This window comes from Pseudomonas sp. zfem001, assembly GCF_032621725.1.
Lineage (GTDB): Bacteria > Pseudomonadota > Gammaproteobacteria > Pseudomonadales > Pseudomonadaceae > Aquipseudomonas > Aquipseudomonas sediminis.
Genome location: NZ_JAVYJI010000001.1, coordinates 786,427 through 799,916, shown reverse-complemented (window position 1 = coordinate 799,916; position 13,490 = coordinate 786,427). Strand labels below are relative to the sequence as shown.

At 62.0% G+C, this 13,490-nt stretch carries 11 protein-coding genes; 6 read left to right on the top strand and 5 right to left on the bottom strand.

Translation table 11 applies throughout. From position 1 onward, the window contains the following. Positions 1–12 precede the first annotated feature (12 nt). Positions 13–2,094 carry a TonB-dependent siderophore receptor gene (locus tag RTH74_RS03920; RefSeq protein ID WP_420713116.1) on the bottom strand — a complete coding sequence of 694 codons (2,082 nt, stop codon included), beginning with the start codon at positions 2,092–2,094 and terminating at the stop codon, positions 13–15. Positions 2,095–2,181: 87 nt separating this feature from the next. After that, positions 2,182–3,324, bottom strand: a complete 1,143-nt coding sequence (gene algW / locus RTH74_RS03915) for a Do family serine endopeptidase AlgW (RefSeq protein WP_099522475.1) — start codon at positions 3,322–3,324, stop codon at positions 2,182–2,184. Between the two features lie 110 nt (positions 3,325–3,434). Here algW and RTH74_RS03910 point away from each other — a divergent pair, with 110 nt between their 5' ends. From RTH74_RS03910 to cysN, 3 genes are all read left to right on the top strand, one after another. Then, positions 3,435–4,193, top strand: a complete 759-nt coding sequence (locus tag RTH74_RS03910; RefSeq protein WP_316913804.1) for a Nif3-like dinuclear metal center hexameric protein — start codon at positions 3,435–3,437, stop codon at positions 4,191–4,193. Between the two features lie 132 nt (positions 4,194–4,325). Next, positions 4,326–5,243: a sulfate adenylyltransferase subunit CysD gene (cysD, locus tag RTH74_RS03905; RefSeq protein WP_099522473.1), complete on the top strand. Its 918-nt coding sequence runs from the start codon at positions 4,326–4,328 to the stop codon at positions 5,241–5,243. A 12-nt stretch (positions 5,244–5,255) separates the two neighbouring features. Then, positions 5,256–7,151, top strand: coding sequence for a sulfate adenylyltransferase subunit CysN (cysN, locus tag RTH74_RS03900; protein ID WP_316913803.1), 1,896 nt, complete (start codon positions 5,256–5,258; stop codon positions 7,149–7,151). A gap of 199 nt (positions 7,152–7,350) precedes the next feature. Here the strand turns inward: cysN and RTH74_RS03895 are convergent, their stop codons facing one another. After that, on the bottom strand, positions 7,351–7,782 hold the full coding sequence (locus tag RTH74_RS03895; RefSeq protein ID WP_099522471.1) for a YhcB family protein: 432 nt from the start codon (positions 7,780–7,782) through the stop codon (positions 7,351–7,353). Between the two features lie 121 nt (positions 7,783–7,903). On the opposite strand from RTH74_RS03895, the gene RTH74_RS03890 reads away from it, so the two are divergent. From RTH74_RS03890 to zapE, 3 genes are all read left to right on the top strand, one after another. Then, complete coding sequence (locus RTH74_RS03890) at positions 7,904–8,533, top strand: alpha/beta hydrolase (protein WP_099522470.1); 630 nt, start codon at positions 7,904–7,906, stop codon at positions 8,531–8,533. A 121-nt stretch (positions 8,534–8,654) separates the two neighbouring features. Further along, positions 8,655–10,001 (top strand): tryptophan--tRNA ligase, encoded by a 1,347-nt coding sequence (locus tag RTH74_RS03885; RefSeq protein ID WP_316913802.1) that lies wholly within the window; start codon positions 8,655–8,657, stop codon positions 9,999–10,001. Positions 10,002–10,109: 108 nt separating this feature from the next. Further along, a complete protein-coding gene (zapE, locus tag RTH74_RS03880; RefSeq protein ID WP_316913801.1) occupies positions 10,110–11,204 on the top strand; it encodes a cell division protein ZapE in 1,095 nt (364 codons plus the stop codon). 93 nt (positions 11,205–11,297) lie between these two features. On the opposite strand, the gene RTH74_RS03875 is transcribed toward zapE, so the two are convergent. Together RTH74_RS03875 and RTH74_RS03870 are read right to left on the bottom strand one after the other, a co-directional pair. Beyond that, entirely contained in the window at positions 11,298–12,260 is a 963-nt protein-coding gene (locus RTH74_RS03875; protein WP_316913800.1) for a hypothetical protein, read from the bottom strand. Between the two features lie 132 nt (positions 12,261–12,392). Then, positions 12,393–13,298: a GlxA family transcriptional regulator gene (locus RTH74_RS03870; protein WP_179575963.1), complete on the bottom strand. Its 906-nt coding sequence runs from the start codon at positions 13,296–13,298 to the stop codon at positions 12,393–12,395. Between the last annotated feature and the right edge of the window lie 192 nt (positions 13,299–13,490).

The window sequence follows — 13,490 nt, the reverse complement described above, 5'->3', positions numbered from 1 at the left end:
TGAATCTCCGATTCAAAGGTTGAGGGTCAGGCTGACGCTGAGATTGCGAGGGTCGCCGGGCATTACCCAGACGTTGTTGAACGAGCGCTCGTAGTACTTGCGGTTGAACAGGTTGTTGAGGTTCAGGCCCAGGTTCAGGTCCTTGGTGGCTTGCCAGCGCGCCAGCAGATCGACCGTGGTATAGGCCGGCAGCTCGAAATCGCTGCCGGTCTGCCCGGAGCGATCGCCGACGTAGTTGACTGCGGCGCCGAGTTCCGAGCCTTGCAGCGAGCCACCCTGGAACTGGTAGACGCTCATCAAACTGGCGCTGTTGCGGGCGATGCCGAGCAGATCGCTACCCTCGGGGATGCTGTTGTCCTTGGTCACCTCAGCGTCGATGTAGGCGTAGGCGCCGATCACCCGTAGGGCATCGGTTAGCTGGCCGCTGACCTGCAGGTCCAGGCCCTGGCTGCGCGCCTTGCCGGCGGCGATGCTGTCGCCGGGGTTGTTCGGGTCGGCGGTCAGCACGTTTTCCTTGTCGATATGGAACAGCGCCACAGTGGCGCCGAGGCGGCTGTCGAGCAGGTCGAGCTTGAGGCCTGTTTCGTAGCCGAGGCCTTTCTCCGGTTTGAACACCTGCCCCTGGGCGCCGATGGTATTGGGCTTGAACGACATCGAGGCATTGGCGAACACGCCGACCTCTGGCGTCAGCTGATAGAGCACGCCCGCTCGCGGGGTGGCGACATCCTTGCTCTGCTCGTTGCTGACGCGGGTACTGCGGTTCAGTGCAGTCTGCTCGAAACGCTCCAGGCGCACACCGAGCAGGCCGCTCCAGCGCTCGTTGAAGCTGATCTGATCCTGCAGGTTGAGGGCGTAGCTTTCGGTGTGCTCGTGGAAGTCGTTGGGATTGACGATGGGGGGCTTGGGCTGACCATAGATCGGGTTATAGATGTCCTGGCCATAGCCCAGGCCGGTAACGCTTTGCGGATACTTCTGGCTGTTGCGGTAGTTCTCGTACTCCAGGCCCAGCAGCGTCTGGTGCTGCCAGCCGGCCAGCTCGAACTGCCCATGCAGCTCGGCCTGAGTGATGCTGTCATTCCATTCGAAGCTGCGCTCGCGATAGAAGCGCGTGACCTGGTCGCCAATCAGGCGCGACGGTTCGGAGCTGTTGCCGTCCAGCGTGCCCTGGCTGTAATGGCTGGCCAGGCGCAGTTTCCAGGCATCGTTCAGAAAATGCTCGATGCTGACCTGCAGCAGCTGGTTGTCGTTGCGGATCTTGCCGTCGTTGCGCTCGCCGAGAAAGGTCGAGTGCTTGACCGCGCCCATCTTGCCGTCGACGGCGGGAATGCCGCGGTCGAACACCGAGTCGGTGCGGGAAAATTCGCTGTCGATCATCAGCAGGGTGTCGGGCGACAGCTGCCAACTGAAGGTCGGGTTGATGATCTGTCGCTGGTTGCCAACGTGATCGCGAAAACTGCCGTTGTCTTCGACTGCCAGGTTGACCCGCGAAAGCAGGGTGCCGTCCTCGTTCAGCGGTGTGTTGACGTCGAGACTGCTGCGGTAGCGATCCCAGCGTCCGGCGCTGGCTTTGAACTGAGTGAAGGGCTGCAGTTGCGGGCGCTTGGTGACGATGTTGACCAGCCCGCCGGGATCGCCGCGGCCGTAGAGGGCGGCGGCCGGTCCTTTGAGCACTTCCAGACGCTCGATGGCTGATGCGTCCGGCGAGCTGTAGCTGCCGCGGTTGATGGCGAAGCCGTTGCGATACAGCTCACCAGTGGTGAAGCCACGCACGCTGTAGTTGAGAAATGTCAGGCCGCCGAAATTGTTCTGCCGCGAGACGCCGCCAGCGAAATCCAGGGCGCGGTCTATACGGCTGCTGCCGAGATCGTCCAGCACCTGGGCGGGAACCACGCTGATAGCCTGTGGGATTTCGCTGATTGGGGTGTCGGTACGGGTGGCGCTGGATGAGCGCTTGGCGCGGTAGCCCTGCACCGGCCCGTCGGCTTGTTCACCGGGGGCGCTGATGATGCTGTCAGCCAGTTGGGCTGGAGATTCGGCGGCGAGAGCGCAGGGCGTTAGCAGGCTGCCGACAAGCAAGGCGGTAGTGACGCGCAAGGGGGAGTCTCCGGATGATTTTGATTAATGTAATAACATTACAATAACTGCAATCGAGAAAAGTTCCCACTTGAAAATGCTCGCCGATCAGTTGCCGTTAACGGGAGGGCGAATGCCGATCTCGGCGCTCAGCTCCAGCGATTTGCCGTTGCGCAGCACCTCGATGCGAATCTTGTCGCCAGGCTTGGTGCGCGCGACCTGGTTCATCGAACGCCGGCCGTCGCTGGCCGCTTCGCCGTCGATGCTGAGAATCAGGTCGCCAGGCTGCAGGCCGGCTTTCTGTGCCGGGCCGTCGCGATAGACCCCGGCTACGACAATGCCGGGGCGGCCATCGAGGCCGAAGGACTCGGCCAGTTCCGGCGTCAGTGGTTGCACCTCGACACCCAGGTAGCCGCGAATCACCTGACCATGTTCGATGATCGCCTGCATCACTTCCATCGCCAGTTTCACCGGTATGGCGAAGCCGATGCCCTGCGAGCCGCCGGACTTGGAGAAGATCGCGGTGTTGATGCCAACCAGATTGCCGTGGGCATCGACCAACGCACCGCCGGAGTTGCCCGGGTTGATTGCCGCATCGGTCTGGATGAAGTCTTCGTAGGTGTTGAGGCCCAGCTGGTTGCGCCCGGTGGCGCTGATGATGCCCATGGTCACGGTCTGGCCGACGCCGAAGGGGTTGCCGATGGCCAGGGTGACATCGCCGATGCGAATCCTGTCGGAGCGCCCGAGGGTGATCGCCGGGAGATTGGGCAGGTCGATCTTCAAGACTGCGAGGTCGGTTTCCGGGTCGTTGCCGATCACCCGGGCCAGGGTTTCGCGGCCATCCTTGAGGGCGACGACGATCTGGTCGGCACCGCTGACCACGTGATTGTTGGTCAGCAGGTAGCCTTCACGGCTCATCAGCACGGCCGAACCCAGGCTCGATTCCATGCGCTGCTGACGGGGCAGGTTGTCACCGAAGAAGCGGCGGAAGGTCGGGTCTTCGAACAGCGGATGGGTTGGTTTGCTCACCAGCTTGGTGGTGTACAGGTTGGCCACTGCAGGCGAGGCGGTGTCGACGGCTTCGGCGTAGGATACCGGGCCTTCCTGCAGGCGGCTGTAGAGCGGGGCCTGCACCAGTTGCACTTCCTGGCGTGGCAAACCGACCCATTCCGGGTAGCGCTGGATCAGCAGGAGTGCGAGCAGCACGCCAACCAGCAGGGGCCAACCGAGAAAACGCAGTGCCTGGGGCATCGAGACAATCCTGAGGGTTGCGGGGGCCAAATTCGGCCCTTAAGGTGGCGCATTATAGTGAGGTGCTCGCCAATTAGGCAGCGGCCCGCAACAGCTTGTGAGGAATCTTCATGGCCATTGCCCTGACCACGCTAGTGGAAGAAGCTGACGCTTTTCTTAATGCGTCGCGCATCAGTGATTACTGCCCAAATGGCCTGCAGGTCGAGGGGCGTCCGCAGGTCCGCCGCATTGTCAGCGGCGTTACCGCCAGTCAGGCGCTGATCGAGGCTGCGATCGAGGCCGAAGCCGATGTGCTGCTGGTGCATCACGGCTATTTCTGGAAGGGTGAGAACCCCTGTGTCACTGGCATGAAGCAGCGTCGCCTGAGAGCGCTGCTGGCCAACGACATCAGCCTGCTGGCCTATCACCTGCCATTGGATGTGCACCCCGAGGTGGGCAACAACGTGCAGCTCGCACGGCAGCTGGGCATCGTCGTCGAAGGGCCACTGGAGCCGGAAAACCCGCGTACCGTTGGCCTCGTCGGCTCGCTGACCGAGCCCATGAGCGCCGTCGATTTCGCCCGCCACGTGCAGCAGGTGCTCGGGCGTGAGCCGCTGCTGGTGGAGGGCGAAGGGCTGATCCGTCGCGTCGGCTGGTGCACCGGTGGTGGGCAGGGCTACATCGACCAGGCTGTGGCGGCCGGGGTCGACCTGTACTTGACCGGCGAAGCCTCGGAGCAGACCTTCCACAGTGCGCGCGAGAATGGCGTGAGCTTCATCGCCGCGGGCCATCATGCCACCGAGCGCTATGGCGTGCAGGCACTGGGCGATTATCTGGCGCGTCGTTTCGCCCTCGAGCACCTGTTCATCGACTGCCCCAATCCAGTCTGAATCATCCAGACGGGCAGGCATAACACTAGAACGTTTCGATCTAACCGGCGCCCTGAGTATAAGCAGGTGCTGTGGTAGAGTGCGCGCTCGTCCACGGCCCGCCGGCCCCATAACAGCAATCCGTGAGTAGCCATGCTCGACAAATTGACCCATCTCAAGCAGCTGGAGGCGGAAAGCATCCACATCATTCGTGAAGTGGCCGCCGAATTCGATAACCCGGTGATGCTCTATTCCATCGGTAAGGATTCAGCCGTGATGCTGCATCTGGCCCGCAAGGCATTCTTCCCAGGCAAACTGCCGTTTCCGGTGATGCACGTCGACACCCGCTGGAAATTCCAAGAGATGTACAGCTTTCGCGACAAGATGGTCAGCGAGATGGGCCTGGACCTTATCACCCACATCAACCCCGATGGTGTGGCGCAGGACATGAACCCCTTCACCTACGGCAGTGCCAAGCACACCGATGTGATGAAGACCGAAGGCCTCAAGCAGGCGCTGGACAAGTACGGTTTCGACGCCGCCTTCGGTGGCGCGCGCCGCGACGAAGAAAAGTCGCGCGCTAAAGAGCGCGTGTACTCCTTCCGCGACAGCAAGCACCGCTGGGACCCGAAGAACCAGCGCCCGGAGCTGTGGAACGTTTACAACGGCAAGGTCAAGAAGGGCGAGTCGATCCGCGTCTTCCCGCTGTCGAACTGGACCGAACTGGACATCTGGCAGTACATCTATCTGGAGCAGATTCCAATCGTGCCGCTGTACTTCGCTGCCGAGCGCGAAGTGATCGAGAAAAACGGCACGCTGATCATGATCGACGACGAGCGCATCCTCGAGCACCTGTCCGATGAAGAGAAGGCGCGCATCACCAAGAAGATGGTGCGTTTCCGTACCCTTGGCTGCTACCCGCTGACCGGCGCGGTGGAGTCCACGGCACTGACTTTGCCCGAAATCATCCAGGAGATGCTCCTGACCCGGACTTCCGAACGCCAGGGCCGCGTGATCGATCACGACGCCGCCGGGTCGATGGAAGAAAAGAAACGTCAGGGCTATTTCTGAGGATCGCGCACCATGAGTCACCAATCCGATTTGATCGGCCAGGACATTCTCGCTTACCTGGCCCAGCACGAGCGCAAGGAACTGCTGCGCTTTCTTACCTGTGGCAACGTCGACGACGGCAAGAGCACGCTGATCGGCCGTTTGCTGCATGATTCCAAGATGATCTACGAAGATCATCTGGAAGCCATCACCAAGGATTCGAAGAAAATCGGTACCACCGGCGATGACATCGACCTGGCACTGCTGGTCGATGGCCTGCAGGCCGAGCGCGAGCAGGGCATCACCATCGATGTGGCTTACCGCTATTTCTCTACCGCCAAGCGCAAGTTCATCATCGCCGACACTCCCGGCCATGAGCAGTACACGCGCAACATGGCCACCGGCGCCTCGACGTGCGACCTGGCGATCATCCTGATCGACGCCCGTTACGGCGTGCAGACCCAGACCAAGCGCCACAGCTTCATCGCATCCTTGCTGGGCATCAAGCATATCGTCGTCGCGGTCAACAAGATGGACCTCAAGGACTTCGATCAGGGCGTGTTCGAGCAGATCAAGGCCGACTACCTGGCCTTCGCCGAGAAGATCGACCTGCGTCCGACCACCCTGGAGTTCGTGCCCATGTCGGCGCTCAAGGGCGACAACGTGGTCAACAAGTCCGAGCGCTCGCCGTGGTACACCGGCCAGTCGCTGATGGAAATCCTCGAGACCGTTGAAGTCGCGGGCGACCGCAACTTCGATGACCTGCGCTTCCCGGTACAGTACGTCAACCGTCCTAACCTGAACTTCCGTGGCTTCGCCGGTACCCTGGCCAGTGGCATCGTGCGCAAGGGCGACGAAGTGCTGGCCTTGCCGTCGGGCAAGAGCAGTCGAGTGAAATCCATCGTCACCTTCGAGGGTGAGCTGGAGCAGGCTGGCCCGGGCCAGGCCATCACTCTGACCTTGGAAGACGAGATCGACGTGTCGCGCGGCGACATGCTGGTGCATGCCGACAACCGTCCGCAGGTCACCGACAGCTTCGAGGCCATGCTGGTATGGATGGGCGAGGAGCCGATGCTGCCAGGCAAGAAGTACGACATCAAACGCGCCACCAGTTATGTGCCGGGCTCGATCCCGAGCATCGTTCATCGCGTCGATGTGAACACCTTGGAGCAGGGCGCGGCCAGCGAGCTCAAACTCAACGAAATCGGCCGGGTCAAGGTGGCGCTGGATGCACCGATCGCCCTGGACGGTTACGAATACAACCGCACCACGGGTGCCTTCATCATCATCGACCGCCTGACCAACGGTACCGTCGGTGCCGGCATGATCATCGCCGCTCCGGTCGCTCATGGTGGTGGTCAGCATGGCCGTCTGGCGCACGTGTCGACCGAGGAGCGTGCTTCGCGCTTCGGCCAGCAACCGGCCACCGTGCTGTTCACGGGCCTCTCCGGTGCCGGCAAGAGCACCCTGGCCTATGCCGTGGAGCGCAAGCTGTTCGACATGGGGCGCGCGGTGTACGTGCTCGATGGCCAGAACCTGCGCCACGATCTCAATAAGGGTCTGCCGCAGGATCGCGCCGGCCGCGCCGAGAACTGGCGTCGTGCCGCGCATGTGGCGCGTCAGTTCAACGAAGCCGGGATGATTGCCCTGGCCGCCTTCGTCGCCCCGGATGCAGAAGGGCGTGAGCAGGCCAAGGTGCTGATCGGTCGTGAGCGTGCGCTGACCGTTTATGTGCAGGCGTCGCCGCAGATTTGTGCCGAACGTGATCCGCAGGGGCTGTACGCGGCCGGTGGTGACAATATCCCAGGCGAGGGCTTCCCTTACGACGTGCCGCTGGATGCCGATCTGGTGATCGACACCCAGTCGCAATCGGTCGACGAGGGCGTCAAGGCGGTGCTGGATCTGCTGCGTAGTCGCGGCGCGATCTGACATTCGCGATGCTGCATGATGAGCCCCGCTTATTAGCGGGGCTCATCGTTTGTGGGGTGCCTTTTTTAGGAGCGAATTCATTCGCGATATGGGCTTACGATGATCGCGAATGAATTCGCTCCTACCGTCCCGCGTAGCCCACAACCGCGCCCAATAAAAAGCCCCGCAATCGCGGGGCTCGGTGTTTCTGGCTGGCGGGTTACTTCTTAAGCCCGTAGCTCTCATCCAGCATGCCGGGGCCGTCGCTTTTCGGCGCGTAGTCCTTGGGCATTTCGTGGTTCTTCGGCGGGGTCAGGCGCTCGCGCTTCTCGCCTGTCTCGGTGCTATTCAGGGTGGCCAGCAGGCGTTGACGAGTCAGCTCGTCCAGGGCCAGGCGGTTGGCGCCGTCGGACAGGTGCTCCTGCACGTCCTGATAGCTCTGGGTGAGTTTCTTCACCAGGCTGGCGGTGGTGTTGAAGTGGGTCACCACTTCGCTCTGGTAGGCCTCGAAGCGTGCCTGCATTTCATCCATCTGCCGCTGCGTACGGCCCGGTGCAGCATTGGGGGCCAGGCGGGCGAGCAGAAAGCCCACGGCGATGCCGACCACCAGGGTCAGGGCGGGTATCAACCAGGCTGTAACGGTCTGTTCCACGAGTCCTTCCTCTCAAAACGGCTTTGCTTTACGTTAGCGGCTCGAACCTGCGCTGTATACGTTTACCTCGCAGGCAGTTTGCTAGACGAGTCGACCCGTTGCGGGGTCACGGAGTTCAGTGTTGCTCAGTCGCGAAACCCCTCTTTTCATTCAAGGCCCCGTGGGTCAACTCGAAGCCCTTCTGCTGGAGGTGCCGGACGCCCGAGGCGTGGCGCTGGTCTGCCATCCCAATCCGGTGCAGGGCGGTACCATGCTCAACAAGGTGGTGAGCACGCTGCAGCGCACCGCGCGTGACTGTGGTTATCACACATTGCGATTCAATTATCGCGGCGTCGGCGCCAGTGCCGGTAGCCATGACATGAGCATCGGCGAGGTCGACGATGCCGATGCCGTCGCCGCCTGGCTCAAGGAGGAATACCCGAACCTGCCTGTCACGCTGCTGGGTTTCTCCTTCGGCGGCTTCGTCGCCGCAGCGCTTGGCGCGCGTCTTGAGGCGCAAGGCCAGGTGCCGAGCAAGTTGTTCATGGTGGCGCCGGCGGTGCATCGTCTGACTGCCGAGGCACCGCCGGCTAGCCAGTGCCCGCTGGTGGTGATCCAGCCTGATGCCGACGAGGTGGTCGAGCCACAGGCAGTGTACGACTGGTCGGCCAATCTCGGGCGTGCCCACGAGCTGCTGAAAGTGGCAGAATGCGGTCACTTTTTTCACGGCAAGCTGACGGACTTGAAGGACATCCTTCTGCCGCGTTTATAAAAAACCGTCATTCCCGCGCAGGCGGTAACCCAGAAGGCCGCAGCACCCAGGCTCCCGCCTTCGCGGGAGTGACGGCAAATGAAGGCCTACCACGTCATTGCAGCAAGACAAGCGAATTACTATGACCACCCGTATCCTTACCGGTATCACCACCACCGGCACGCCGCACCTGGGCAATTATGCCGGCGCCATCCGTCCGGCCATCGTCGCCAGCCGCGATCCGCAGATGGACTCTTTCTACTTCCTCGCCGACTACCACGCGCTGATCAAGTGCGATGACCCGGCGCGCATCCAGCGTTCGCGTCTGGAAATCGCGGCCACCTGGCTGGCATTGGGTCTGGATACCGACAAGGCGACCTTCTACCGCCAGTCCGACATCCCCGAGATTCCCGAGCTGTGCTGGCTGCTCACCTGCGTCGCCGGCAAGGGCCTGCTCAACCGCGCCCACGCTTACAAGGCTTCGGTGGACAAGAACGTTGAAGCTGGTGAGGACCCGGACGCCGGCGTGACCATGGGCCTGTTCAGCTACCCGGTGCTAATGGCCGCGGATATCCTGATGTTCAACGCGCAGAAGGTGCCGGTCGGTCGTGACCAGATTCAGCACGTGGAGATGGCGCGCGACATCGGCCAGCGCTTCAATCACCTGTTCGGCAAGGGCAAGGACCTGTTCGTCCTGCCCGAGGTGGTGATCGAGGAGGAAGTGGCGACTCTGCCAGGCCTCGACGGGCGCAAGATGAGCAAGAGCTACGACAACACCATCCCGCTGTTCGGCACTGCCAAGCAGCTCAAGGACGCCGTGGCGCGCATCGTCACCGACTCCAAGCTACCCGGTGAGCCCAAGGATGCCGAGGGTTCGCACCTGTTCACCCTGTACCAGGCCTTCGCCAGCCATGCGCAGCAGGCCGAATTCCGGGCCGAGCTGGAGGGCGGCCTGGCCTGGGGCGAGGCGAAGAATCGCCTGTACCAGCTGCTCGAAGACACCCTGGGCGAGGCGCGCGAGCGCTACAACGCGCTGATCGCTCGGCCGGCCGACTTGGAAGATATTCTCCTTGCCGGCGCCGCCAAAGCACGCAAGATCGCCACGCCGTTCCTTGGCGAGCTGCGCGAGGCGGTGGGCCTGCGTTCGTTCCGCGAGCAGGTGCAAGTCGCTACTGGCGAGAAGAAGAAAGCCGCCAAGAGCGCCCGCTTCGTCAGCTTCCGCGACGAAGATGGCAGCTTCCGCTTCCGTCTGCTGGATGCCGATGGCGAGCAACTGCTGCTGTCGAAATCCTTCGCCGATGGCAAGTCGGCCGGCATGATCAACAAACGCCTGCAAGCCGGCGAGCCGCTGGATGTGCGCGTCGAAGGCCAGGTGTTCGCGGTATGGATCGATGGCGAGAGCGTGGCCAGCAGCCCCGAGTTCGCTGACGGTCAGGCGCTGGAAGATGCCATCGCCCGCCTGCGTGAGGCGTTGGCGCCGCAGGAGTGAGATGGCCGCTTCATACCGGGCGGCGGTTGCCGCCCACGGCAAGATTGCCAATCAACGGGGGCGTCGCTAAAGTGACGCCCCCGTTTTTACTTGCCCGGCTAACGAATCATGACCCCCTTAGAGCGTTATCAGGCCGATCTCAAGCGGCCCGACTTCTTCCATGATGCGGCCCAGGAAAATGCTGTCCGCCATCTGCAGCGTCTGTACGACGAGCTGATTGCGCGCGACCAGAGCAAATCCGGGTTGATGGGCAAGCTGTTCGGCAAGAAGCCGCAGGGGCCGGTCAAGGGCCTGTATTTCTGGGGTGGTGTCGGGCGCGGCAAGACCTACCTGGTCGACACCTTCTTCGACGCGCTGCCGTTCGAGCAGAAGATGCGCACTCACTTCCACCGCTTCATGAAGCGTGTGCACGAGGAGATGAAGACCCTCAAGGGCGAGAAGAACCCGCTGACCATCATCGGCAAGCGTTTCGCCGACGAGGTACGGGTGATCTGCTTCGACGAGTTCTTCGTCAGCGACATCACCGATGCCATGATTCTCGCCACACTGATGGAAGAGCTGTTCAAGAACGGCGTTTCCCTGGTCGCTACGTCCAACATCGTGCCGGACGGCCTGTACAAGGACGGCCTGCAGCGCGCGCGCTTCCTGCCGGCCATCGCCCTGCTCAAGCAGCATACCGACATCGTCAACGTCGACAGCGGCGTCGACTACCGCCTGCGCGCGCTGGAGCAGGCTGAGTTGTTCCACTTCCCGCTCGGCCCGGCTGCCGAGCAGAGTCTGCTGACCAGCTTCCGCAGCCTGCTGCCGGACTGCACCCACATGGTGGAGAACGAGGCGCTGATGATTGAGAACCGCCCGATCCACGCCGTGCGGGTCTGCGAAGACGTGGCCTGGTTCGAATTCCGCGAGCTGTGCGACGGCCCGCGCAGCCAGAACGACTACATCGAACTGGGCAAGATCTTCCATGCGGTGATCCTGGCCAACGTCGAGCAGATGAGCGTGGCCAAGGACGACATGGCGCGGCGCTTCATCAACCTGGTGGACGAGTTCTACGACCGTAACGTCAAACTGATCATCTCCGCAGAAGTGGAACTCAAGGATCTCTACACCGGTGGTCGCCTGAGTTTCGAGTTCCAGCGCACGCTGAGCCGTCTGCTGGAAATGCAATCGCACGAATTCCTCTCGCGCCCACACCGGCCCTGACGGAAAGCGATATGAAAAAGGCGACCCACAAGGTCGCCTTTTTCATTGGTGCTGCCCCGGTAGGGTGCGCATACGCACTCTACGGTCGACTTTTCAGTTCTTCGTCAGTTTCAGCTGGTGCTGGGCGAGGATCTTCTGCGCATGCGCCACTTCCAGCGCCTCCATGGCACTGATCGGTTTTATCGCCACGGCGCGCTTGAGATGTTCGATGACCTTGTCTTCTTCGGCATCGCCGTACACGTAGGTCAGCGCATTGGCATATTCGTAATGGCCGATGGGCAAGTCATCGCGGGCCTGGAAGCTGCGTTGGAAGTACTTCTCCATGTTGTCCGCACTGACGCCGTAGGTCATCTTGCCCACCAGTTTGCCGACCTTGCGGATCACACCGGCTTCATAGCCACCATATAGCGCCAGGGCGTACGGCTGCTGCGGCTGTTTGGCCAGCAGGGCATCCAGTTCTTGCGGAATCTGCGAGGTGTAGCCGCGCTTGAGCACGACCGGTACCGAAAGCTCCTCACCCAGGCGTGCCTTGGCGTAGACGCGGCCGAACTGCGCGACGATATCGGCCTGTATCAGTTCGCCTGCGTCGTCGGTATAGGCAATCACCTCTTCGAGCAGGCGATGTTTCTCGGTTTGATCGGGCACCAGGAACATGGCGTAGATCACCTGGGCGAACATCGCCGGTATCTGGCCGCCGACGCCTAGTGCCATGCCCTGTTCCTTGGCCTGGGCGAAGTCACCGCGGAACATCAGGCGCCAGACCTCCTGCAGTTTCTGCGCATAGGCTTCGGCTTCCTCGGGCTTGCTGTTAAAGCCGGTGCCGGCCGCCGCGGTTTTTTCAAGGACTTGTGGATGTTGGCTGGCCACGCTCACCACCCAGTCGGCATCGGGGAAGGGATAATCGCCGAAGCCGCGTGTCAGCTGCGGCCAGGCCTGGCGCAGCTTGTCGCCGCTGTAGTCATAGGCGCTCTGGTCGAGGGGAAAGGGTTTCCAGTTATCGGCCGCCACAGCGCTGAGGCTGCAGGTGGCAAGCAGGGCAATCAATAAACGGCGCATGGCGGTGAACCTGTTGTTTTTATGTTCACCGTCGATCATAGGGCGCTGCGGCAGGGCGCCAACCTAACCAAGGGTGGGCTGGCGCTTTACCCGCTACTTGAAGCCTTGCGGCCTGGTTGGGCAGGGCGGCCGTCAGGCTTGGTTGTCTTTCTGCTGGAACTGGCGGCGGTACTGGTTGGGTGACAATTCGGTGTGCTGACGGAACAGGCGGGCGAAGAAGCTCGCATCGTCGTAGCCCACTTCGTAGCTGATGGTCTTGATGCTCTTGCGTGTGGAGGAGAGCAGGCTCTTGGCTGTTTCGATACGCAGGCGCTGCAGGTAGTGCAGAGGTTTGTCGCCGGTGGCGCCCTGAAAGCGGCGCATGAAGTTGCGGATGCTCATGCCGTGTTCGCGCGCCACATCCTCGAAGCGGAACTTGTCGGCGTAGTGTTCTTCCAGCCAGTGCTGGATCTGCAGTACGGTGACGTCCTGATGCAGCTTTTGCCCGCCGAAGCCGATGCGCCCGGGGGTATAGCTGCGCTGCACTTCGTAGAGGATGTCACGTGCCACGCCCTGGGCCACGCCGGCCCCGCAGTAACGCTCGATCAGGTAGATGTAGAGGTCGCAGGCCGAGGTGACGCCGCCGGCGCAGTACAGGTTGTCGGCGTCGGACAGGTGTTTTTCCTGATTGAGCAGCACCTTGGGAAAGCGCTCGGCGAATTCGCGGAAGAAGCGCCAGTAGGTAGTCGCCTCTTTGCCATCGAGCAGGCCGGCTTCGGCCATCCAGAATACGCCGCTGGCCTCGCCGCAAATCGCCGTGCCATTGGCGTGCTGACGCTTGAGCCAGTCCAGTACCTGCGGGTAGCGCTTGCACAGGGCGTCGAAGTCGTCCCAGAAGGCGGGCAGGATAATCACGTCGCAGCTGTCGAGGCCGCCGTCCACCGGCAGGCGGACATTGCTGAAGCTGTTCACCGGCAGGCCGTCCGGGCTGACCAGGTGGATATCGAACGGCGGCGCAAAGCCAAGCCCCTGTTGCTTGGCATAACGGATGCCCGCCATGTGGAAGAAGTCCTTGGCCTGCATCAGGGTGGAAGCGAAGACGCCATCGGTGGCGAGAATGCTGACACGACGCAAGGTCGTACGCGGCTGCGGGATAACCATAGGTATTTGTTCTTATTCAAGGCTAAGTGGTCATGCGACGGCTGGATCGTCTTATTTTTTGGCGTTTGTGTCCAGTGTGACCAAGCGGTT